Origin of the sequence: Blautia sp. LMAG:36, assembly GCF_008680535.1 — a bacterium.
GTDB lineage: Bacteria > Bacillota > Clostridia > Lachnospirales > Lachnospiraceae > Blautia_A > Blautia_A fusiformis.
On record NZ_NALB01000006.1, the window covers coordinates 439,502 to 462,074 of the forward strand.

Genomic DNA, 22,573 nt, shown 5'->3' on the forward strand with positions numbered 1-22,573 from the left:
GGTTGGATTTTGGAAGGAAAGCAGGCAATAAAGTTTGATAAATATAATTCTCAGGCGATGAAGGGCATTGCCATTGTTATAATGCTGTTCCATCATATGTATCTGAGTCAAGACAGATTTGAGGGGCTGAATGTTGTTTTCACTCCGTTTTCAGCAGATCGGATCATGTATCTGTGCAGAACATTTAAGATCTGTGTACCGATCTATGCATTTATTTCCGGATACGGACTGTATCTCAGTTACAGAAAAAATAATTCTACACCTGGCAAGTGGACAGCCAAAAGACTGATAAAAACAATGGGAGGGTTCTGGATCATATGGGGGCTTTCTGTTGTGAGCTCACAGCTTTATAACGGCTATGCCGTGGCCAGATATTTCGGAAACGGAAATATTGCCAAAGGTGTTAGCGCAATGGTGCTGGATTTTTTTGGTCTGGCGAAACTTTTCGGAACTTCGACTCTGAACGGAACCTGGTGGTATATGAGTGCGGCGATCATTTTTATCATCTGCGTGCCGCTGTTTATGATAAAGGAAGAATATTTGGTATTTATTCTTGTGGCTGTTGTGGCATTTCCACGGACAATTTCCCTGGAGGTTATGGGAATTACGGGTATTTATGCATTTTTACCGGTATTTCTCATGGGAATGTGTGTAGCCAAGTATGATCTGTTTAACCGATGGTTTAAGATATGGAATGCTGGAATGAAGCATGTTTTCAAATTTCTTCTGGAGCTTCTTGCGGTGTTTATTTTGTATAAAGCGTACAGAACTTTGCCGCTGACGGTATACAGTGAGATCCACTGGGGTGTGTATCCAATTGTATTTATGGCATTTTGCTGCGAATTTATTAATGTCATTCCGGGAGTGCGACAGATTTTATTGTTCCTCGGAAAACATTCCATGAATATATTTCTGATACATACATTTATAAGAAAATCTTCTTTTGTGTATGTGAGTGGATATTTTCTGACCAATACACTGACGCTTCTGCTGGCTTCACTGGCAGTGTCCATAGCGCTGGAATGGCTGAAAAAGGTAAGCGGATACAACCGCCTGATCCAGAACATCTGCATGAAAATAGGATAATATAAAGATAAAGGAGAAAGACCTGCCATCGTCTGTGGCAGGTCTTGTTAAAGTATGAAAGCAAAAAAAACAGTTTGTATATATTGGTTGATATTAGTAGTGGTTTTTGGATGTATTATTGGTGCCAGAAGTACAGAGATAAAGGTCGAGGCTGCTGAAAGAACGGTACGATTTTGGGATAACAGTGGAAATTATCTTCAGAAATCTGGCGGGAACTGGTATTTGAAAGATTCTAAGAAGCGAAAACTTACCGGATTACGTTATTTGTCAATCCCAAAGACAGAGTTTTTAAAAACAGGATTTTATATGTTTGATAAAAACGGAAAACTTTTGAGAAAGCAATCCGTTTATTATTTCGATAAAAAGACAGTTTCTGGTGTCCGCTTTGATAAATACCACATCACAGACTCCAATGGAAGAATTTCAAAGGGAGAGCGTGGCTTTGTAAACGTAGCTGAACAGAAGGTACGGGGCAAAAAAATTATCGCAGGCATTTATTATGTGGAAGCGTACGGAAAACTGGCTGATCGTGGAACAGTACGCTATATAAGACAGAGAAGATTCGGTGGGCGTGATTTTAAAGGCGGTTATTATTATTTCTATGGAACCGGAAGAATCTGCATGCGTCCGTCTTTTCATAAAGTGAACAAAACAGTTCAGGGAAAAAAGTTTAACGGAATCTATTATTTTGGCAATGATAATGGGAGAATGGTACAGAAGGCAGGGTGGGTAACCTGTGAGGGCCAGCAATATTATGTAGACCAAAATGGAAAAATGCTGGTGAACCGGTGGAAAGATGGTTATTACCTGAAATCGAACGGAACCATTGCGAAAAATATGAAAACACCGGATGGTCAGTATGTGGACTGGCAGGGAAGAAAAAGTACAAGATCAGAGTATGCTCTAAGTGCATTTAAATCGGAATTGGAGAGCTTTGTTTCTGCCTACGGTGGAAACTGGTCTGTTTATATAAAAGATCTGAAAACAGGAAATGTTGTAAACATAAATGATCGGGAAATGTATCCGGCAAGTACGATCAAGGCATTTGTGATGGCGTCGGTCTATGATCAGATCCGTCAGGGAAAAATGCAATACAGCTCCGGTGTGTACAGCTTGCTGTGGGATATGATCACTGTCAGTGATAATGAATGTTATAATGAACTGGTAAGGCGTCAGGGAGGCGGAAGCTTTGTAGGAGGAACGGCTGTAGTGAACCAGTATCTTCGAAAGAACGGTTACAAAAATACCGGTTGTCACAGTTCCCTGCATCCATCTTCTTCTGCCTGGAGCAGTGATGGCTGGCGTAACACGGCATCTGCAAAAGATTGTGGGAGACTCTTAGAAAAAATCTATCGAGGTCAGTGTGTTTCTCAACAGTATTCCAGAGAAATGCTAAATCTTTTACTGCATCAGACGAAACGATACAAAATTCCATCAGGTCTTCCGACAGGTATAGTATGCGCGAACAAAACTGGTGAGACAAGCTCAGTTCAGCATGATATGGCAATCGTCTATGGAAAGAAAACAAATTATGTATTATGTATATTTTCAGAAGGCGCTTCCGAAGATCATTTACTGTACGGAATCCGTTCGATTTCTTCAAGAGTATATCAATATTTGAATAAATAAAGATCAGTCAGCAGTCATAGGATCAAGAAACTTCCTTAATTGGGCAAAAATAAGGAGTGATCATTGACGTGCTGGCTGATTTTGTATTATCAAAGAAATGGTTGTGGAAGAATTTTTTACATAAGCGTTTTTCTTAGCCCTAAATATGCCGGATATTTCCGGTGTCAGTAGTATCGTATCCGGTTTGAAGAGCTAAAAACCGGCGGAAAGGTTCGGATGCAATGGTTTCCGCTACGGCCTGAAAGCCGGGGGTGCTCAGATTTTTGGTCTGCATAACCAGGAAGAGTGATTCCTGGCAAACAGGAAGAAAATCCAGCTCCGGAAAGCTTCTCGCTACACAGGCCTCGCCAAGAGCTATGTCTGCCTGTCCGCCAGCCACTGCAGCAGCCGTGGAGTGATCGGTAACAAGCTCATTTCGATATCCGGATATGGAATCCGGTGAAATTTCGGAAGACAGAAGTGTACGGTCAAGAAGGATACGACGGCTGCTTCCTTTTTCGCGGTTCACAAAAATAATATCTGCCCGTGTAAGATCAGAAAATCCCCGGATATTCTTGGGATTTTCTTTTTTTACATAGAAGCCGACAGGATATTGACACAGAGAGATCACAGTCAGTGGGATACCGGGTATAAGGCTATGGATATCTTCCGGTGAGGCGGATGCACAGGCAATGTGGACTTTTTCAAAATAGAGAGAATACAGTCCGTTGTAGGTGTTCATGTGAGACTGCAGAACCGGCAGATTGTCCGGGTGTGTGGGAAGCTGATTCAGGAGAAGATCCAGAGCCGGAGAACACTGTCCGCTGATGATCAGTCCACTGGAATGCAGAAGATAATCCCTTTTCAAAAGAGAGCTCTCCGGCTGGTGATCATAAGACTGAGCAGAAGACGCAGAACATTCCGAACCCTTAAGATACTGAGACAGCTGTTCCTCGCTGACCCGCAGCTGTTTGCCGACTTTGGAGGAGGAAAGCTCTCCGCGTTTGATCAGGTCATATACTGTGGATTTTTTGATCTTTAGTTTATCTGCAACTTCCTGTGCTGTGTAGACTTTATTCATCGATACCTACCATAACATTGGTTGCCTTAATCACTGCGTAAGCATCAGAGCCTACTTTCAGTCCAAGTTCTTCCACCGCCGCACAGGAGATGGTAGCAGTGATGATATTTCCACCACCGATATCGATGGAAACGATGGAATTTACAGCTCCCTGGTTGATGTTGATGATTTTTCCTTTTAACTGATTACGTGCACTGAGTTTCATAAGTAATTCTCCTTTTCTTGAATATTGAATGAACCGGATCAGGCAAGTTCTCTGCTTACGTTGTGCAGAGCAATGAACCTTGTGTGGGATTTGTCTGTATCAGGAGTGCTGTAAGCCACTCATGATAAGATAAGAAACGAAGCGGATCGTGAACATCCGCCTGGCTTGTCAACTATGTATTTATGATAGCACTTGTAGAGAAAAACAGCAATGCCTTATAGCTTGACAAGAAACTTTCCTTTCGGTAAAATTAAACAAAACCATTCAAAACTAAACAAAACTGAACGAAACGGAAAAGGAGAGAAACAAAAGATGAAGAAAAAAATCTTAGCAGCCCTTACCGCGGGAATTTTAACAACAGGCCTTATGACCGGAACTGTTTTTGCGGCGGACACAGAAGTGAAAGGTGATGAGAACCTGAAGGGAGAGGTTTATGCATTTATTGCTGCCAGCCTCAGCAATTCCATGGAGGAGATCCAGAAGGATTTCAATGAGCTTTATCCGAATGTAACGATCTATTACAGTGCAGACAGCTCAGGTACACTGCAGACACAGATCGAGGAAGGTGCACGCTGTGATCTTTTCTTTTCAGCAGCAGATAAACAGATGGATGCCCTCACAGAGGAAAAACTGACAAAGGAAGACACCGTTAAGGATCTTCTTGAGAACAAAGTCGTTCTGATCAGACCAAAGGACGGAGAGACAAAGGTAACAGGATTCGAGAATATCACAGACGCTGAAAATATGGCGCTTGCAGGAGAGGATGTTCCGGTGGGACAGTACGCCCGTGAGATCTTTAACAATCTTGGGATCATGGACGATGTAAACAAAATGGAGATCAACGAGTGCAAGAATGTAACGGATGTACTTGCAGCAGTCAGTGAAGGAAGCAATGAGGTTGGTGTTGTATATGCGACAGATGCTGCGTCTGTTACTGATAAAGTAGATATCATCGCAGAGGCGCCGGCAGACAGCCTTAAGACGCCGGTTCTTTATCCTGTGGGACTTATCGAGGACAAGGAAGCATCGGAAGACGATACCAGGGCAGCAGAGGCTTTTCTTGATTATGTAGAGTCTGATGCAGCGATCAAGGTATTTGAGGGCTATGGATTTACAGCATATGAGGATGAGGATTCCGAGGATGCCACAGAAGCTTCTGCAGACAACACGGAGGCTGAGGACAGCACAGCTTCCGCAGACAGCACATCCAAATGAGTATGATGTAGAAAACCGGCAGGCAGTAAATATTGAAACACAGTAAATGCCGGCACAGGAATGAAATATGACAGAATTTTTGAGAGAAATAAACTGGAGTCCTCTGTGGATTTCCTTAAAAACAGGTCTGGCAGCCACAGTGATCGCTTTTTTTCTGGGAATATTCTGTGCCCGAAAGATCATGAAACTGAAGCCGGGAGCCAGAGCAGTACTGGACGGGATCCTTACTCTTCCGCTGGTACTTCCTCCTACAGTGGCTGGATTTTTTCTGCTACTGATCTTCAGTCTGAAAAGGCCCTTCGGAAGCTTTCTTCTGGATAATTTTGATATTAAGATCGTGCAGACCTGGAAGGGCTGTGTGGTCGCAGCGGCAGTGATCGCATTTCCGCTGATGTACCGCAATGCTCGGGCTGCTTTTGAACAGGTGGATATAAATCTTATCCATGCAGGCCAGACTCTGGGGATGAGCGACAGCCGGATATTCTGGCGGGTAGTCATGCCGGCGGCAGGACCGGGGATCGCATCCGGAACAGTGCTGGCATTTGCACGTGCGATCGGAGAATATGGCGCAACCTCCATGCTTGCCGGAAATATCCTTGGAAAAACCAGAACAGTTTCTGTTGCCATTGCATCAGAGACAGCAGCCGGAAATTACGGAACTGCAGGATTCTGGGTCGTTGTGATCGTGCTGATCTCCTTTGTGATCGTAGCGCTGATCAATATCGTATCCGGAAGAGGAATGAAAACAAGAAGGTGGATCTGATGGCAGTCAAAGTAAATATCGAAAAAAACTTCCGTGATTTTTCCCTGAAGGTAGATTTTGAAGGCAGTTCGGCAGCCATTGGGCTTCTTGGTGCTTCCGGCAGCGGAAAAAGCATGACCTTACGCTGTATTGCAGGGATCGAAACACCGGATAAAGGAAGGATCGTCATCAATGGAAAAACAGTGTTTGATTCTGAAAAAGGGATCAATTTGAAACCGCAGAAGCGACGGATCGGATATCTGTTTCAGAATTATGCGCTGTTCCCAACCATGACAGTGGAACAGAACATCCGCTGCGGTTATCGTGGGGAAAAATCCTTCGCCAGAGAAAAAGTGGCAGATCTGATCCGGCGATATCATCTGGAGGGGCTGGAGAAGCGCCTGCCCTCACAGCTTTCCGGCGGACAGCAGCAGAGAGTGGCACTGGCCAGAATGATGATCGGAGAGCCGGAAGCTATTCTTCTGGATGAGCCGTTTTCCGCACTGGACGGTTACCTGAAGGATGTGCTCCAGCGGGAGATGCAGGATTTCCTCAAGGACTATCCGGGAGATATGATCCTTGTGACACACAGCAGAGATGAGGCTTATAAATTCTGCAGGGAGCTTTCCATTGTACATGAAGGCAGGATCCTTGTGACCGGGGAGACAAAGCAGCTGTTTGAGAGACCGGGACTTCTGGAGGCAGCAAAGCTTACCGGCTGTAAGAATTTTTCCAGAGCGGAGAGGCTGGGACCGCACGAGATCTATGCGGCGGACTGGAAAATGAAGCTCCATACCGAAGAAAACGTAGATATGGATATTACCCATGTAGGGATCCGCGGCCACTGGATCCGCCCGGAATCAGAGCCGGGTGAGAACTGTATGGTAGTGCAGGTAGACCAATACATAGAAACTACATTTGAACATCAGTATATGATCCGAAACAAAGCGGAAGAGAATGCTGCCGGATTATGGTGGATGCGTCCCAAAAACAGCTTTACGGAGGATCCGGATAAAGATCTTCCGGAATATCTGTATCTTCCACCGGAGCATCTGATGCTGCTGAAATAAAGAAAATCCCGGAAACAGACATTATTTGCTGTTTCCGGGATTTTTTGTGCACCTGCATTTTTGATGGATTTTCGCGGACAGGAGCTATTTTCCGTGATTTCCGGAATAGGTGATGTAATCGGACACCATCATGGCAAGCTTGAAGGCCAGTGCATCCTCAAAGGTACGGATATCCAGGCCAAACCGCTTCTGCAGCTTTTCAAAACGGTACACCAGAGTATTCCGGTGCACATAGAGCTGTCTGGAGGTTTCAGAAAGGTTCAGGTTATTTTCAAAGAAGGTCCGGATGATATTGAGGGTTTCGTCGTCAATAGATTCCAGGGATTCTTCTCCGAAGATCTCGCCTACAAACATGTTGCAGACCTGAGTGGGAAGCTGATAGATCAGACGTCCGATGCCCAGACGGTTGTAACCGAAAACGTTTTTGTCAGCATAAAAGATCTTGCCGACCTCCAGAGCAGTGCGGGCTTCCTTGTAGGCATCGGAAAGCTCCATGATATCATCTGCAACATTGCTGTAGGAAACCCAGGCAGAGGTCATAGCCTCTGTATTGAGCATATCCACCAGCATGCAGGCGATACCCTCCAGTTCTTCGTAGCTTTCGGTGCTCTGAAGCTCACGTACTACGATGATGCCGGAATCATCCAGTGCAGTGATAAAATCCCGTGTACGGGCAGAAAAGATGTTGCGGATGGTAGCCAGGGCATTTTCGTCCTTGTGCTGCTTGGTTTCCACAAGAAATACCGCACGGCGGGCGGAAGGTGTAATATGAAGACGGGCAGCCTTGTTAAAAGCTTCTACCTGGGAATAGCGGTCCAGGAGAAGATTCTGCATAAAGGAGTTCTTGTCTGTTTTTTCCGTATAGGCAGTGAGGAGACTTTCTACCTGGCAGACAGCAAGCTCTCCGATGGTAGAAGCCTGCTCTCCGGAGCCCCATACGATCAGAAGCATATTGTTCTGAGGTATGTTGTTCAGCTTGTACAGACTGCAGCTGCGGTTGGAGATGCATAAGGCAGGATCCTCCCGGAACTGAGCAAGCTTTTCAGAAGAAGGAAGTCGGCGGTCCCCTGTGGAAATGTATATCTGGTCATTTTCATCCAGAATACAGAAATCAAGACCGCTGATCCGGTTCCAGTCATCCAGACATTTTTGAATTGTTTGCTGTATTTTCATAAAAAGCGTCCTTTCTGATGTGAAATAAAACTAGTGAAATAAAAAGAAACCCCGGGAAATCATATCCCCCGGGGTTACATTCTGTTTTTATGATTCGACGAGAATTAGTTTGTGATAGTAAGCTCTGTCTCTTTGTCGAAGAAGTGAGCTTTCTCCATATCGAATGCAAATCTGATCGGATCACCGGTCTTAGCTGTTGTACGAGGATCAACTCGTGCTGTAACCTGAGTTCCGTCAACATCGAAGTACAGGAATACTTCAGCACCAAGAAGCTCGTAAACTTTAACTACGGAGTTCATTGGTTTGCTTGGAGATGTCTCAAGGAACATCTGAGAATCATGGATATCCTCAGGACGGATACCAAGAACAACTTTCTTTCCAACATAGCCTTTGTCTTTCAGGACTTTAGCCTTAGCTGCCGGAACAATAACCTCATGCTCACCACCGATCGTAGCAACTACATTGCCGCCTTTTTCGGAGATAACAGCATCAAGGAAGTTCATCTGCGGAGATCCCATGAATCCTGCAACGAAGAGGTTGCCTGGTTTCTGATACAGGTTCTGTGGTGTATCAACCTGCTGAACAACACCGTCTTTCATAACAACGATTCTGGTACCAAGTGTCATAGCCTCTGTCTGGTCATGTGTTACATAGATGATAGTAGCGCCAAGTCTCTGATGGATCTTGGAAATCTCGATACGCATCTGTACACGAAGCTTAGCATCCAGGTTGGAAAGAGGCTCATCCATAAGGAATACCTTAGGATTACGAACGATAGCACGTCCCATAGCAACTCGCTGTCTCTGACCACCGGAAAGAGCCTTCGGTTTACGATCAAGAAGCTTGTCAAGGTCAAGGATTCTTGCTGCTTCACGAACAGCCTTGTCGATCTGGTCCTTCGGAACTTTACGAAGCTTAAGTCCGAATGCCATGTTATCATAAACTGTCATATGAGGATACAGAGCGTAGTTCTGGAATACCATTGCGATATCACGGTCCTTAGGCTCAACATCGTTCATGACTTTGTCACCGATCTTAAGTGTACCACCGCTGATCTCCTCAAGACCTGCGATCATACGAAGTGTTGTAGATTTTCCACATCCGGATGGTCCTACGAAGATGATGAATTCTTTGTCTTCAATCTCCAGGTTGAAATCTTTAACTGCCTGGAAGCCGTTCGGATAAGTTTTATTAATGTGAGATAATGATAAACTTGCCATTGTTGTTTCCCTCCAAAATTAATATATTGTTTTTACGTAATTTCCTTTGCTGGTTAACAGTATATCGAAAATGAGAGAAAAGGGCTAGAGCTGAATCTTACAAAGTTTCCGGCAGTTTCTTGTCATTCTGACGAAAAAACGAAAGGGGATTTTTCGTCATTTTGTCAAAACGACGGTTTCCTATGTACAGGTTCACGAGACATTATACGGTATTCAGGCAGAATCCTCAATATGTAAAAAAGTTCAAATGAGTTATTTACAACTAACCTGAGTTGGAGTATACTAACTTAAGATAAAAGAAAAGTTTTCTCAATAAAGGAGGGATCAGAATGCATATTGCAGAAGCCGAAACAGAAGAGAAAAAAACAGGATGCTACCGACATACAGAGATGCAGAGGGATCTTATTATAGAGAAACTGAAGGAGAAGGGGCTCCGCATCACCAGACAGAGAAAGATTCTTCTGGACATTATCCTGGAGGGAGAGTGCTCCTGTTGTAAGGAAATCTATTACAGGGCTTCCGCACTGGATCCGAAGATCGGTGTAGCTACAGTATACCGTATGGTCAATACGCTGGAATCCATTGGTGCTATCAGCCGAAAGAATATGTATCGCGTGGCATGCAGCACAAAAGGCGTCTGCACAGTAGAACTGGATGATGATACGATATGCCATCTGTCCGGACAGAAGCTTAATGAAGTGATTCTTGCAGGACTTCGGGCCTGCGGGGAGATCAGTGAACAGAATATCCGTACCCTGGCGCTGCTGCCTGTTCATGAGGTCGGGTGAGTATGGAAAAGCTATGGCACAATATAATAGGAAAGAAGAGGTTTGTACAGACTAAGAATTAGATAGATTAAACTATTAGTAAAAATTAACTGTTAGGCAAAAATAACTGAAAATTTAACGAATTGTGTTGAATTCACACAAAAAACACTGGACTTTTTTTTACAGACATTTTATAATAATGAAAATATCGGGGCGGACATGAAAAATCCTCACCGGGAATCAGAAAAAAATAAAAATCATATATCAGGAGGAAATTATTATGGTAGACTTTAAATTCAAGAAATCAGGACTTTTTGCAGCAGGCGTTCTTTTCGGTACAGCAGGAATCAAGATCCTCACAAGCAAGGATGCGAAGAAGCTTTACACAGGATGCACAGCAGCCGTTTTAAGAGCTAAGGACTGCATCATGAAAACAGCTACGAATCTTCAGGAGAATGCTGAAGATATTTATGCTGAAGCTAAGGAGATCAATGAGGAAAGAGCAGCAGCTGAAGAGGCTGTAGAGGATGTTGAGACAGAAGCAGAGGAAACTGCAGATGAGGATGCATTCAAAGAAACAGCAGAAGAGACAGAAGAAGCAGCAGAAGAGACAGCTGAGTAAAGAGGCGATTTTCCGTGAAATTTTATATCAAACATGAGACAAGAGGCCGGCTTCGTATCCATCTTGCTCAGAAGAGGATGAGCTACGGGCAGGCAGATACGCTGTTGTATTATCTCGAGAATCTTGATGGAGTGGCTTCTGCCAAGGTATACGAGAGAACCTGTGACGCAGTTGTAAATTATCGGGGCAGCAGAGCTGCGGTTATCCGTGGTATCAGCGAATTTCATTATCAGGATGTAGAGGTTCCTTCGCAGGTGCTGCAGAGCTCAGGGAGAGCACTGAATGCAGAATATCAGGAGAAGCTGATCTCCAAGGTGATCTGCCATTACGGAAGAAGGCTTTTTCTGCCATATCCGCTGAATGCCATTTATACAACAGCTACTTCCCTGAAATATATCTGGAAGGGAATCGATACACTTCTTCACCGTAAGATCGAGGTGCCGGTCCTGGATGCCACTGCAATTGGAGTGTCTGTATTACGTCAGGACTTTGGTACTGCAGGCTCCATCATGTTCCTGCTTGGAATCGGAGAGATCCTGGAAGAGTGGACGCATAAGAAATCCGTAGGTGATCTTGCAAGAACCATGTCCCTGAATGTTGGCAGGGTATGGCTGAAGAAAGAGGATCAGGAGATCCTGGTAGAGTCCGGAGAGGTCCAGCCGGGAGATGAGGTTGTTGTACGTATGGGTACCGTAATTCCTTTTGACGGAAGTGTTACAGATGGAGAGGCTATGGTCAACCAGGCTTCTCTTACCGGTGAGTCTGTACCTGTATGCAAGAAAGAGGGTAGCGTTGCCTATGCAGGCACTGTTGTGGAGGAAGGTGAGATCACCATCCGCGTAAAGACGGTAGGTGGTTCCAGCCGCTATGACAAGATCGTTACCATGATCGAGGAGTCTGAGAAGCTGAAATCTTCTTTGGAGGGAAAGGCAGAGCATCTGGCAGATAAGCTGGTTCCCTATACTCTTGGAGGAACAGCACTTACATATCTCCTTACCAGAAATGCCACCAAGGCCCTTGCGATCCTGATGGTGGATTTCTCCTGCGCGCTTAAGCTTGCAATGCCGATCTCTGTATTGTCTGCGATCCGTGAGGCCGGTACACATAAGGCTACAGTTAAGGGCGGTAAATATCTGGAAGCAATGGCTGAGGCAGATACCATCGTATTTGATAAGACAGGAACTCTGACAAAGGCGAAGCCAACCGTTGTGGATGTGGTTCCTTTTGACAACAATGATCCGGAGGAGATGCTGCGTATCGCCGCATGTATGGAAGAGCATTTCCCACACTCCATGGCTAAGGCTGTTGTCAGTGCTGCCAGGAAGAAGCATCTGGCCCATGAGGAGATGCATTCAAAGGTTGAATATGTAGTAGCGCATGGAATTTCCACTACGATCGAAGACCATAAGGCCGTGATCGGAAGCTATCACTTTGTATTTGAAGATGAGAAATGTCTGATCCCGGAGGATGGCAAGGAGAAATTCGACAATATTCCGGAAGAGTATTCCCATCTGTATCTTGCCATTGACGGACGTCTTGCAGCCGTGATCTGTATTGAAGATCCTCTTCGTGAGGAGGCGAAAGCTTCTGTAGAAGCACTGCGCGGGGCAGGGATTTCCAAGATCGTTATGATGACAGGGGACAGTGAGCGTACAGCCAGCAGCCATTGCCAGACGTGTGGGAGTGGACGAATATTATTCCGAGGTACTTCCGGAGGATAAGGCCAACTTCATCGAAAAAGAAAAGGCAGCCGGAAGAAAGGTTATCATGGTAGGTGACGGAATCAATGATTCTCCGGCACTTTCCGCAGCCAATGTCGGTATCGCCATCAGTGATGGTGCTGAAATTGCCCGGGAGATCGCAGATATTACTGTAGGTGCAGATGATCTTCAGGAGCTGGTTGTTCTGAAAGAGATCAGCAATGCACTGATGAAGCGTATCAGACGCAATTACCGTTTTATTATTACCTTTAACGCAGGTCTTATCGCCTGTGGTGTTGCAGGTATCCTGCAGCCGACTTCATCCGCACTTCTGCATAATACCTCCACACTGGCGATCAGCCTGAAGAGTATGCAGAATCTGCTTCCATAGAAAATTTTTAACCGAATCAAGTAAGTCCCCTGTAGGATTGCGAATATCCGCTTGACAATAAATATAAAAAGCCGGCCAGGTTATCGAAGAGATAAGAGCTTCGTACCTGGCCGGCTTTTTTAGGCTGCTCAGACGTGGATCGCAGGTATCAGCCTGAAGGTGTAGGTGTATGAAGTAAGTTTTATTCCTGAGGAAAGGGTTCGCTTTCCAACATCAGTCCGTCAGTCATATGATAGCGTTTTTTTTGGGTATCCGAACGGAGAGGCCGGGTATGAAGGCTTCGGTACCTGGAGGGGCTCATATGATAAAATTTTTTCGAAGGTATGTGCAAAATGCTGCCGGCTGTTGTATCCGGAAGAAAGGCAATATCCGTAATGCGCAGAGTGCTGTTGCACAGAAGAAAGGCGGCCTGTTCCATACGCTTGCGGTTGATATAGGTATTGATGGTGCAGCCGTTTTTTTCTGTAAAGAGCGCCTGCAGATAGGATTTGTTGATCCCTGCATATGCGGAGATGGCAGGAATATAATGTCTTCCAGATAATGCTCGTCAATATAGCGGAGCGCTTTTTTTCAGATAGACGATTCCTGGGTGCTCCGGCTGGAGCGGGCGCAGAATGCAAGCTCTGTAAGCATGCGGCTGAAAAGAAGAAAGAAGAGAAATTCTTCCTTTTGTATCTGACCGGAATTTTGTTGTAAAAAGGTGAGCAGATCCTTCAGGCTGTATCCGAAGCTGCGGGAATCCGCGCCGGAGCAGAAGCCCTGGGAGGCTTCCATAAAATTCCAGAACCGGGAAAATCCGGGATCCTTTTTCAGGAGAAGCTCCAGAGCAACCGGACTTTTTTCGGGAGTAAGGGAAAATTCGCAGATTCAGGATCGAGCAGGGAAAACCATCCGGAATCTCCAGCCGGTGAGGTACATCCGGCCGGATAAAGATAAATTGCCCGGATTTCAGTGGGAATTTGATGTCCTGCGTGCCGTCCAGGCAGAAAACCCGGCGGAACCGGGAGGTGATATACATAATCTCATAGCTGGAATGTGTGTGATGCTCCATATGATAATAAGGCAGGGAGAGAGCATAAAAAGCAGAAATATGGAAATATTGGGAAGAGTCCTGGAAAATATCTGGCATGAAAAAACCTCCTGAGTACGATGCGAAACGGAATGTAAATATTTCAGCTGTAAATTTCGAGTCAGACAGATGCAGATATCCGGTTAAAAAACTCTGCCCGCCTGAATGTATCCTTTGCTGTCTGCAAATAAGTATATCACGCAAAAATAAATACGACAATATATTGCATTTTTACATTCAGGGGATGATACCTGTCACCTTATAAAAAAACAGATATTATACTGTGATCAGAATCAGAAAAACGGAGGGTATTTTCTATGAGCTATAAAAATGAAAACATGAAAATGACGAATTACATGAGAATGGCCTGGATATCCAGTTTGTATCCGGGAAAACGGCGTGGTAGAGCTGGCAGATTTTCTTCACAGGAAGTAAAAAACGATCATGGAGCGAAGGAGGATATCTGTTATCCGGCTGTTGAGATTCACAGAAGCGGCACAGGAAGCCTGAACATGCATGCTTACAAAAACAACATTAATCAGTCCTCTGCGGATTTTGTTTATGAGAACCATGAGCTGAAGGAACAGGATGGCGGAAAAGAGCTGGAGATCGTAATGGTTTCCCCGGAAAAGCTGAAGGCGGTATATCATATGCGCCTGTTTGACGGAGTGCCGGCAGTACAGACCTGGACAAGATCATTAATGAGGGAAGCGAGGATCAGGGGCTGACTTATGTTTCTTCTTTTATGTATCAGGGAATTCCAGAGGCGGCGAGAAGCCTTATTATAAAAAACAGATATCTATGTGCCGTTTAACAGCTGGTGCTGTGAGGCACAGTGGCAGAAATACGATGCAGAAACGCTGAATTTAAACGGAATGGTCGTAGATGGCTTCAATCATCAGGGATATGGCCTGAACCGTTATTGTTACAGTGGAAAGGGCACCTGGTCTACCTGTGAGTATCTTCCCATGGAATTGCCGAGGACAGAGAAACGGGGGAGACGTATATTTTCCAGATTGAAAGCTCCGGACAGTGGCTGGCAGAATATGGCTCTGCACAGGGCGGAAATCTGTATCTTGCCTTAAGCGGCGCCACAGAGCAGGAGCATGGCTGGTATAAGAATCTGAAACCGGGAGAAAGCTTTACAACCGTTCCGGCAGGGGCAGCGGTTGTAAAAGGTGGCCTGAATCCGGCAGCAGCGGCACTGACCAGATATCGGAGAAAAGTACGCAGACCGAATACGGACGATGAGAAGCTGAACGTGGTATTTAATGATTACATGAATTGCCTGATGGGAGACCCACAACGGAGCGGGAGCTTTCCTCATTGACAAGGCAGCAGAGCTCGGATGCGAATATTACTGTCTGGATGCAGGCTGGTATGACGACGGATTCTGGTGGGACCGTGTCGGGGAATGGAAAGAAGCATCCGGAAGATTCCCAATGGTCTGAAAGAAGTCTGCGATCATGCACACAGTAAAGGCCTGAAAATGGGACTCTGGCTGGAAATCGAGGTTATGGGAGTTGCCTGTGAGCTGGCAAACAAGCTTCCGGATGACTGGTTTGTCTGCCGTCATGGAAAACGCCACATTGACAATAAACGCTATATGCTGGATTTCCGCAATCCGGAGGTACGGAAATATTGCCGTGATGTAGTAGACAGGCTGATCAATGATTACGGTGTAGAGTACTTTAAAGTGGACTATAACGTAACCATGGGATACGGAAGTGATCTGAACAGTGACAGCTGTGCAGATGCCATCCGTGAGCATTATGAATGTCTTCACCAGTGGTATGAGGAAATCTTCCGGGATCATCCGGAGCTTGTTGTGGAGAACTGCGGTTCCGGCGGACAGCGTATGGATTATGGAATGCTGAAAATCTTAAGCCTGCAGTCTACCAGTGATCAGACAGATTATCTCTACAATGCCAATATCGCTGCCAATGTAGCCAGTGCGGTAACTCCGGAGCAGGGTGGTATGTGGGTATATCCGTATGAGGATGAAGAAGAGCATGTGATCTACAATGTAGTAAATGGTATGCTTCTCCGCCCATATATCAGCGGTATGGTATGGAAGCTGGGCGAAAATTCCATGAACCGTATGAAGGAGGGAATCTCCCTGTATAAGGAGATCCGTGAGGAAGTACGTGACGGCGTGCCGTTCTTCCCGCTTGGTTTTGGAACTCTGAAATCTGAAGTTCTTGCTTACGGAGTGAAAGCAGAGAAGAAACCTATCTTTCGGTATGGACACCGGGAACAACGAAGCAGTGATCCCACTGGAAAATGCAGAGCAGGTCCGCAGAGTATCCGTGATCTATCCGAAGGAAGAGATGTGCGGATATAAGATCGAAAATGGAAATCTTGTAGTGAAGATGCCACAGGAAAAAGCGGCCAGACTGTTTAAGATCGAGATGAAATAGAAAATCAGGAAAGACCGTAAGTTTGACGAAGAGGCGTGGGCAAAAATAAAAGAGCGCCGGCATTTTTACCAGAAAGCTCATCAGTCTGGATGAAGTTGCAAAGATCCCGCTGTGTACCTGAATTATAAGAAATACAGATGGGTGAAGGATCTGACAGTGAAAAGCGAATAGAAACAGAAAACAGCAGAGCTGTATGTCCCGGGATTACAGGGAATATACAATTCTGCTGTTTTATTTTATGAGATTATCTGTTTTCCGCAAGATATTCTTCTGTAAGAGCAACCGCATCTGTGATACACTGCGGGCAGCTGCAGAGAACCTTGCCTGTCTCCACACCTTTTAATTCACGGCAGATACAGGAACCGTTTTTTTCTTTGAATTTCTGGATATAGGTGCGAAGCTTTTTGTAAGTGTCACCTTTGGAGCCGGAACCTTCTTCGGTATTTCCGCGGCTGTTGGAAAGTCCGATGATCATAGCCATACCGGAAAGAGCACCGCACATTTCCATAACACTCATTCCAAGGCCGAAGCCCTCGGCAATACGGAACATCTCGTTTTCATCGATGCCAAATTCCCGGCAGAAAGAACAGGCAACTGCTTGTGCACAGTTACAGCCATTCTCGTGTAATATTTGTAGCGTGTTCAGCTTTTGTACTCATGATTTCTTATCCTCCTGATTTCAGATCGCAACATATTTTTGATCGCTTCCATATAAATCAGTACCGCTTCTTCCATGCCGGAGACCAGGATAAATTCATCGGCTCCGTGGATGCGATAGTCAATTCCCTCTTTTTCAGGTCCGAAGGCTATGATGTTTTTGGAGGGATTTTGCGTAAGTGCCGCCTCCGATGACCATTGGTTTGTGTTCGGTATCGCCGGTCACATCTGTGTAAGCTTTGTAAAGAGCATTTACCAGCGGAGATTCTCTTGGGAAGAATAACGGAGCAACAACCTTTATGATCTCAATACGACCGTTTTTATCTTCCAGTCTGTCCTGGCACATTTTGCGGATATCGGTCTCATTAAGAGTTACCGGAACACGGATATCGATGGTACAGGAAATGACACCGTTTTCTGTTTTTACGATTCCGTTGCATAACGTCAGATCGCCGTATTCATCTGCAAATTTCAGACCAATGCCGGAGCCGTCACATGCAGTGCCGATATGGGAGTTATAGAATTCCACAAAGTCATCTTCAAAGCCTGCTTTTGCCAGACATTCAAAAGTTACTCCTGCAGCATTGACACCGAGATGGGGAGTGCTGGCATGAGCCGGAATACCTTTGGCGTAGATGGTGAGCTCACCATTTTCTTCGGTTACCTTATATTCCTGGAGCTTCGTCCGGGAAAGTGCGGATTCCAGCTTTTTCTTCAGACCGTCCTCATCGGGAACAATGGTTGTACAGGTGTCACACATTGCATTGGATACAAAACCGCCGTTCATGGAGATGATCCGGGTGTTTTTGGAGCAGGCGATCATGGCAAGCTGACCTTTTTCACCGTGGATACACGGGAAGCTGGCATCCGGTGTGAAACCGCAGGAAAGCTCTTCTGCTACCTGATTGTAGTGATCCATACATTTGGAACCTGTTTCCTCGTTGCAGCCCATGATCAGGCGGACTCTTTTGTTCAGCTTCACGCCGTGGTCGCGGAGAAGCTTCATGGCATAGAGCGCTTCCAGGATAGGGCCTTTGTCATCAGTGGTCCCGCGGCCGTATACATGATCGTCTTCACGGGTAAGGCGGAACGGATCGTAGGTCCAGTCTCCGCCTACAGGAACGATATCCAGATGACCGGCGATGCCGACGATCTCATCGCCCTCACCCATTTCGGCATAACCGCAGTAGTTATCCAGGTTTACGGTTTTAAAGCCAAGTTCTTCGGCAATCTTCAGTCCCTCTTCCAGGGCTTTTGCAGGACCCTCACCAAATGGTTTTCCCTCGGAAGGGGTACCGAGCTGGGAGTCAATGGCAACCAGTCTGCCAAGATTTGTGAGCATTTCTTCTGATAATGCGTGGATTTCCTCTTTAATATCCATATTGATTTCCTCCTGTTTACAGCGTTCCGGAAAGTGACAGGATGGAACGCTGATGTTATGAGCTCTATTATAGCATAGATTGTAATGAATGGCAGAGTGGATTTTTACCTGTTGAAGACGTACCGATCCATTCGGCGGAAGGCTTCTTCTATGCGGGAACGGGGTGAGGCCAGATTCATTCTTAGGTGACAGGGACCGAAAAACATCCTGCCGTCCTGGACGGCAACGCCGACATCCCAGCAGGCTTTTTCCACATCTTCGATTGTTTTGCCATGGGCAGTACACCAGTCGGTGCAGTCGGCAAAGAGCATGTAGGTGCCTTCCGGTCTGGAAACGTTGACACCCTTAAAGTGCCGGTCAATGTAATCACAGGCAAAGCTTACATTTCCGCTTAGTACTTCGCATAGTTCATCGGTCCATTCATAGCCTTCAGGCTGATAAGCGCCAAGCAGAGCGTGCATGGACAGAACATTCATCATATTATAATGGCTCAGACTGGACTCCTTCAAAATACGATCCCGCCACCAGCTGTTGTATACAATGTGATAGCTGCCAACAAGTCCTGCCAGATTAAAGGTTTTGGATGGAGCGTAGAAGGCCGCTGTACGCTGGCGGGCATCTTCGCTGATGGACTGGCTGGGGATATGCTTATGGCCATTCAGGATGAGGTCAGACCAGATCTCGTCTGAGATGACGTAGACATCATATTTTCGGTACAGCTCCATGGCTTTTTCCAGCTCCCGGCGTTCCCACACGCGTCCGCAGGGATTGTGTGGATTGCAGAGAATGGCAGCGTGGATCTTCTTTTCACGGAGTTGTTTTTCCATGTCTGCATAATCCATTCTCCATATGCCGTTTTCATCCTTTATCAGAGGAGAGTGTACGGCCTCGTAGCCGTTGTTTTTCAGACTTTTGGTGAAGCCTATGTATGTCGGGCTGTGAACCAGGACGTTATCACCGCGGGAGCAGATGCAGTTCAGTGCACTGATAACTCCGCCCAGAACGCCATTTTCATAGCCAATGTGTCTGGGCTTCAGACCGGTGACACCGTGGCGTGTTTCCTGCCAGCGGATGATGGCCTTATAATATTCCGGCGGGGCTTCAAAGTAACCGAAGGTAGGGTGACTGGCCCGTTCGATGATCGCCTGCTGTATGGTAGGTACAGTAGGGAAGTTCATGTCTGCTACCCACATCGGGATGACATCGAAGCCCTCCTTCGGCGGGGCAGGAGAGAAACCATCGCCCTTCAGGCCGTCTACTGCGATGGAATCTCTGCCATGCCGGTCAATGATGGAAGTGAAGTCGTATTTCATATGAATGCTCCGTTACTGAAAACTTATAAAAAGTTATAAACTTCTATGTTTCATTCCTACTTCAACGAGTATGCTTTTGATGATATAAATATCTATCTACTCACAAGTTCTTGTACTCTCCATAGGCGTAAATTCCGGATTAACGTACCCGTACATATTTGCACTAACGTTTTAGTGTTAGCTTGCAAATCTTTCTCCATAAGCCTTGAGATTTATAGATGCCTGAAAATCTCTATCAATGACATTTCCACAATCACATTTATAAATTCTGTCAGATAATTTCAAGTCTTTTTTAATGTTTCCACAGCAACTGCAAAGCTTTGATGATGGATAAAACCGATCAGCCACAATAAGCTGGATCCCTTTATCGCTGCACTTGTATTCAAGCTGCTTTCTAAACTCAAAAAACACCCTGATTCTGAACTGCTTTTGATAAATGTCTATTTTTCATCATTCCACTAACATTCAAATCTTCAATACAAATAAATCTTGGTTTTCGACTTACAATTTCAGATGTAGTCTGATTCAAATAGTTCTTACGGATATTTGTTAATCTGTGATTTCGTTTTAATAAAAGTTTTTCCTTTTTGATTACATTATTTGTTTTGCAGTAACTTTCTCCTTTCTTATTTTTCTCGTAAGAGCGAGAGATACTACGCTGTAATCTGCGTTTCTGTTTTTCTAGTTTCTTTACTTTCTGACTTTTATTGATGTTCTTATACTTAGCTCCATCAGAGCAAATAGCCAGATCTTTGATTCCTGATCTATACCAATCCCATCATCATTAAGTTTTTCTATGCAATCAGGAAATTCCACACATACGCTGATCCACCAGTTCAACCCATCAAAAGATATTCTCGGATTCATGTATTTAGCATCTGTAGGAATACGCCATGCTCTGCAAGTCTTACCCAATTTAGTTTTTGTTTATTTCTTTTCCTGCTCGAAGAAAATCCTTCAAACTTAACATGAGTATTGCTGAATTGTATCTTAATATTATCCTGATAGAACTTCGGCATTGATCTTTTTTGGCTTGAATCTTGGGAATTTCTGCAAACCTTTGAAAAAGTTCTTATAAGCGGTGCAGGCATCTTTGATCGCCTGTTTGGTTACATTATTTGAAATACTCAATAACCATGCGTATTCATCAGAATGTCTAAGCTTTGTAAATTCTTTTCTGAGTTCTGCATCTGAAATGAATTTTCCGCCCTTTTTCATAGTTTTCTATTTCCCTTGCCAAAGCCCAGTTATAAGCAAATCTTGAAGCACCTGCGTACTGAAACATCTTAGTTTTCTGTATATTATTTGGTATTAACATTACTTTTATGGCTTTTACCATCTCTTTCTCCTGTATCAATTCCCGGATAAGTTTCTTGCTTTATTCGCTCGTTTTCCTTGTAATTTGCAACTGAATACTGTGATATCTGAACCAGATCTTCAACAAGTTCCTGCTGTTCGGATTTTTCAGTATTATCAATAATCTCAATCTCACAATTATAAAGGAAGCGATATATTCTATCAATCAAAACCAAATCGCAATAGCCGATCTTTATATAAAACAACAACCTTTTCAACCTGATTTTGAGATATTCGCCTGATCAATTCCTGGAGTCCTTTTTTCTTATAATTAATTCCGGAACCGATATCACTTTATCTCAAATGGCTGTCCTTTTGCCAGAAGATATGTCTTAACATTATCAATCTGTCGTTCCAGATCATCTTTCTGTTTATGGCTGGAAACGCGACAATATCCAATTGTAATGCGGTTTTAGGCTTTACATTTATTACCTGGTTGAGTTGCTCGTCAGAATAATATCTATAGCCGCTTACTGTAGTATGATGCGGATGAAGTTTTCCATTGGCATCCCAATTTCGTAATGTCTGGGCGGATACGCTATAATTTTTGAAAATTCATGTATAGAATAATATTTACTCAAAGCATCAACTCCTTTCAATAATATTCTGCTCTAATATCTTATAAAACTCAACATGTACTTATATGATTTTATAATTTATATTTAACTGTTAATAACCTCCTGAAAAATTCTATTTGCTTCACCTTATCATATTTTGGGGGTGGCGTACATATATTAATGTAAATTATGAGACGATTTGATTTTGCGTAATTGAGTGGATGGGTTGAATAGTGCGAATAATCTATAAAAGAAGTGGCGGAAATACCAGCAATGATATTTCCGCCGTTTTACAACTCCGAATATCCTATCCAGAGCTACTTTGTGATCATAGTATATGTTATAAAATCAAATTTTATGAAATGTAAAAAGGAACTCGTCCAGAGCCCCTTTCCTTTGAATAAGTAATAATATCTTTCTCACTCCGGAAAAAGACTTCTTTGTACTTATATAATACTGGTTCAATTACTCCTTGTCAATATTTATTTTTATCTTTGTAATGTGTTCTGTCAAAGAAATATCATCTGACAATTCAAGAATTTTCCTTAGTTCAGCAAGTTCGTCCTGTGCCTTATTACGTTCTTCTTTTATTTTTGAAATATATTGCAATTTATCATCCATTGAGGTGGTAAATTTCGTTGCAATCACGCACTCTATGGGTTAAAAGAGAGGCAGGAGCCGCGACGCCTGCCCAATAATCTCTTTTATCTATAAATGCTCTATTGCGAATGAATAGGGTTTTTATTTTGCAATAAACATAAGCAGGATCAATACTTTGCTAATAATTTTTTCCAGGGTTTATAGCCTTTCATATAAGCAAAGTCTTCTTCATTTTGGAAGCCTGCAATCAGTTCTTTTTTCATTTCTTCAGCATATGGATTTTCTACATCTTGGATTTTATATGTTTATATAATCTTGATTTCTGAAAATCACAGATTGT

At 44.3% G+C, this 22,573-nt stretch carries 18 protein-coding genes and 5 pseudogenes; 11 read left to right on the forward strand and 12 right to left on the reverse strand.

Annotation, left to right across the window (positions count from 1 at the left end):
* Positions 1-9: 9 nt before the first annotated feature.
* Together CCC17_RS09415 and CCC17_RS09420 are read left to right on the forward strand one after the other, a co-directional pair.
* Positions 10-1,086 (forward strand): acyltransferase family protein, encoded by a 1,077-nt coding sequence (locus CCC17_RS09415; RefSeq protein WP_270389514.1) that lies wholly within the window; start codon positions 10-12, stop codon positions 1,084-1,086.
* A gap of 54 nt (positions 1,087-1,140) precedes the next feature.
* Entirely contained in the window at positions 1,141-2,715 is a 1,575-nt protein-coding gene (locus CCC17_RS09420) for a serine hydrolase (protein ID WP_287082998.1), read from the forward strand.
* A gap of 139 nt (positions 2,716-2,854) precedes the next feature.
* Here CCC17_RS09420 and CCC17_RS09425 read toward each other — a convergent pair whose 3' ends face one another.
* Together CCC17_RS09425 and CCC17_RS09430 are read right to left on the reverse strand one after the other, a co-directional pair.
* Complete coding sequence (locus CCC17_RS09425; protein ID WP_118608662.1) at positions 2,855-3,775, reverse strand: substrate-binding domain-containing protein; 921 nt, start codon at positions 3,773-3,775, stop codon at positions 2,855-2,857.
* Positions 3,768-3,980 carry a TOBE domain-containing protein gene (locus CCC17_RS09430; RefSeq protein WP_015527392.1) on the reverse strand — a complete coding sequence of 71 codons (213 nt, stop codon included), beginning with the start codon at positions 3,978-3,980 and terminating at the stop codon, positions 3,768-3,770. Before CCC17_RS09430 ends, CCC17_RS09425 begins: the two co-directional genes overlap by 8 nt.
* Before the next feature lie 312 nt (positions 3,981-4,292).
* Between CCC17_RS09430 and modA the strand changes: the two genes are divergently transcribed.
* The 3 genes from modA (at position 4,293) to CCC17_RS09445 (ending at position 7,007) form a co-directional block, all read left to right on the forward strand.
* On the forward strand, positions 4,293-5,195 hold the full coding sequence (gene modA / locus CCC17_RS09435) for a molybdate ABC transporter substrate-binding protein (RefSeq protein WP_044961707.1): 903 nt from the start codon (positions 4,293-4,295) through the stop codon (positions 5,193-5,195).
* A 67-nt stretch (positions 5,196-5,262) separates the two neighbouring features.
* A complete protein-coding gene (modB, locus tag CCC17_RS09440) occupies positions 5,263-5,958 on the forward strand; it encodes a molybdate ABC transporter permease subunit (RefSeq protein WP_021651929.1) in 696 nt (231 codons plus the stop codon).
* Positions 5,958-7,007: a sulfate/molybdate ABC transporter ATP-binding protein gene (locus CCC17_RS09445; RefSeq protein WP_287082273.1), complete on the forward strand. Its 1,050-nt coding sequence runs from the start codon at positions 5,958-5,960 to the stop codon at positions 7,005-7,007. The genes modB and CCC17_RS09445 overlap by 1 nt, the downstream gene beginning before the upstream one ends.
* Before the next feature lie 84 nt (positions 7,008-7,091).
* Here CCC17_RS09445 and CCC17_RS09450 read toward each other — a convergent pair whose 3' ends face one another.
* Positions 7,092-8,180 (reverse strand): PucR family transcriptional regulator, encoded by a 1,089-nt coding sequence (locus CCC17_RS09450; protein WP_287082271.1) that lies wholly within the window; start codon positions 8,178-8,180, stop codon positions 7,092-7,094.
* Between the two features lie 104 nt (positions 8,181-8,284).
* A complete protein-coding gene (locus CCC17_RS09455; protein WP_015527387.1) occupies positions 8,285-9,400 on the reverse strand; it encodes an ABC transporter ATP-binding protein in 1,116 nt (371 codons plus the stop codon).
* Between the two features lie 329 nt (positions 9,401-9,729).
* Here CCC17_RS09455 and CCC17_RS09460 point away from each other — a divergent pair, with 329 nt between their 5' ends.
* The 3 genes and pseudogenes from CCC17_RS09460 to CCC17_RS09470 all read left to right on the forward strand — a co-directional run bounded on the left by CCC17_RS09460 (position 9,730) and on the right by CCC17_RS09470 (position 12,880).
* Positions 9,730-10,188 (forward strand): transcriptional repressor, encoded by a 459-nt coding sequence (locus CCC17_RS09460; protein ID WP_021651932.1) that lies wholly within the window; start codon positions 9,730-9,732, stop codon positions 10,186-10,188.
* A 259-nt stretch (positions 10,189-10,447) separates the two neighbouring features.
* Positions 10,448-10,789 carry a DUF6110 family protein gene (locus tag CCC17_RS09465; protein WP_022426232.1) on the forward strand — a complete coding sequence of 114 codons (342 nt, stop codon included), beginning with the start codon at positions 10,448-10,450 and terminating at the stop codon, positions 10,787-10,789.
* Between the two features lie 14 nt (positions 10,790-10,803).
* Positions 10,804-12,880, forward strand: a pseudogene (locus CCC17_RS09470) (heavy metal translocating P-type ATPase).
* Between the two features lie 181 nt (positions 12,881-13,061).
* Here CCC17_RS09470 and CCC17_RS15210 read toward each other — a convergent pair.
* Together CCC17_RS15210 and CCC17_RS15065 are read right to left on the reverse strand one after the other, a co-directional pair.
* Positions 13,062-13,403 carry a helix-turn-helix domain-containing protein gene (locus CCC17_RS15210; protein WP_442859774.1) on the reverse strand — a complete coding sequence of 114 codons (342 nt, stop codon included), beginning with the start codon at positions 13,401-13,403 and terminating at the stop codon, positions 13,062-13,064.
* A 24-nt stretch (positions 13,404-13,427) separates the two neighbouring features.
* On the reverse strand, positions 13,428-14,009 hold the full coding sequence (locus tag CCC17_RS15065; RefSeq protein WP_287083000.1) for a cupin domain-containing protein: 582 nt from the start codon (positions 14,007-14,009) through the stop codon (positions 13,428-13,430).
* A gap of 257 nt (positions 14,010-14,266) precedes the next feature.
* On the opposite strand from CCC17_RS15065, the gene CCC17_RS09485 reads away from it, so the two are divergent.
* The 3 genes from CCC17_RS09485 to CCC17_RS09495 all read left to right on the forward strand — a co-directional run bounded on the left by CCC17_RS09485 (position 14,267) and on the right by CCC17_RS09495 (position 16,293).
* Positions 14,267-14,677 (forward strand): hypothetical protein, encoded by a 411-nt coding sequence (locus tag CCC17_RS09485; protein ID WP_287083001.1) that lies wholly within the window; start codon positions 14,267-14,269, stop codon positions 14,675-14,677.
* Positions 14,678-14,752: 75 nt separating this feature from the next.
* On the forward strand, positions 14,753-15,034 hold the full coding sequence (locus CCC17_RS09490) for a hypothetical protein (protein ID WP_287083002.1): 282 nt from the start codon (positions 14,753-14,755) through the stop codon (positions 15,032-15,034).
* Between the two features lie 329 nt (positions 15,035-15,363).
* Positions 15,364-16,293, forward strand: coding sequence for a glycoside hydrolase family 36 protein (locus tag CCC17_RS09495; protein ID WP_287083004.1), 930 nt, complete (start codon positions 15,364-15,366; stop codon positions 16,291-16,293).
* A 320-nt stretch (positions 16,294-16,613) separates the two neighbouring features.
* Here CCC17_RS09495 and CCC17_RS09500 read toward each other — a convergent pair.
* The 6 genes and pseudogenes from CCC17_RS09500 to CCC17_RS09525 all read right to left on the reverse strand — a co-directional run bounded on the left by CCC17_RS09500 (position 16,614) and on the right by CCC17_RS09525 (position 22,254).
* Positions 16,614-17,028, reverse strand: a pseudogene (locus CCC17_RS09500) (C-GCAxxG-C-C family protein).
* Positions 17,012-18,407 (reverse strand): annotated as a pseudogene (locus CCC17_RS09505) (M20 family metallopeptidase). The pseudogenes CCC17_RS09500 and CCC17_RS09505 overlap by 17 nt, the downstream one beginning before the upstream one ends.
* Before the next feature lie 104 nt (positions 18,408-18,511).
* Positions 18,512-19,720, reverse strand: coding sequence for a MalY/PatB family protein (locus CCC17_RS09510; RefSeq protein WP_287082264.1), 1,209 nt, complete (start codon positions 19,718-19,720; stop codon positions 18,512-18,514).
* A gap of 177 nt (positions 19,721-19,897) precedes the next feature.
* Positions 19,898-21,059, reverse strand: a pseudogene (locus CCC17_RS15070) (RNA-guided endonuclease InsQ/TnpB family protein).
* A pseudogene (locus tag CCC17_RS09520) lies at positions 21,022-21,657 on the reverse strand (IS607 family transposase). The pseudogenes CCC17_RS15070 and CCC17_RS09520 overlap by 38 nt, the downstream one beginning before the upstream one ends.
* Positions 21,658-22,098: 441 nt before the next feature.
* On the reverse strand, positions 22,099-22,254 hold the full coding sequence (locus CCC17_RS09525) for a hypothetical protein (RefSeq protein ID WP_015527375.1): 156 nt from the start codon (positions 22,252-22,254) through the stop codon (positions 22,099-22,101).
* Positions 22,255-22,573 lie beyond the last annotated feature (319 nt).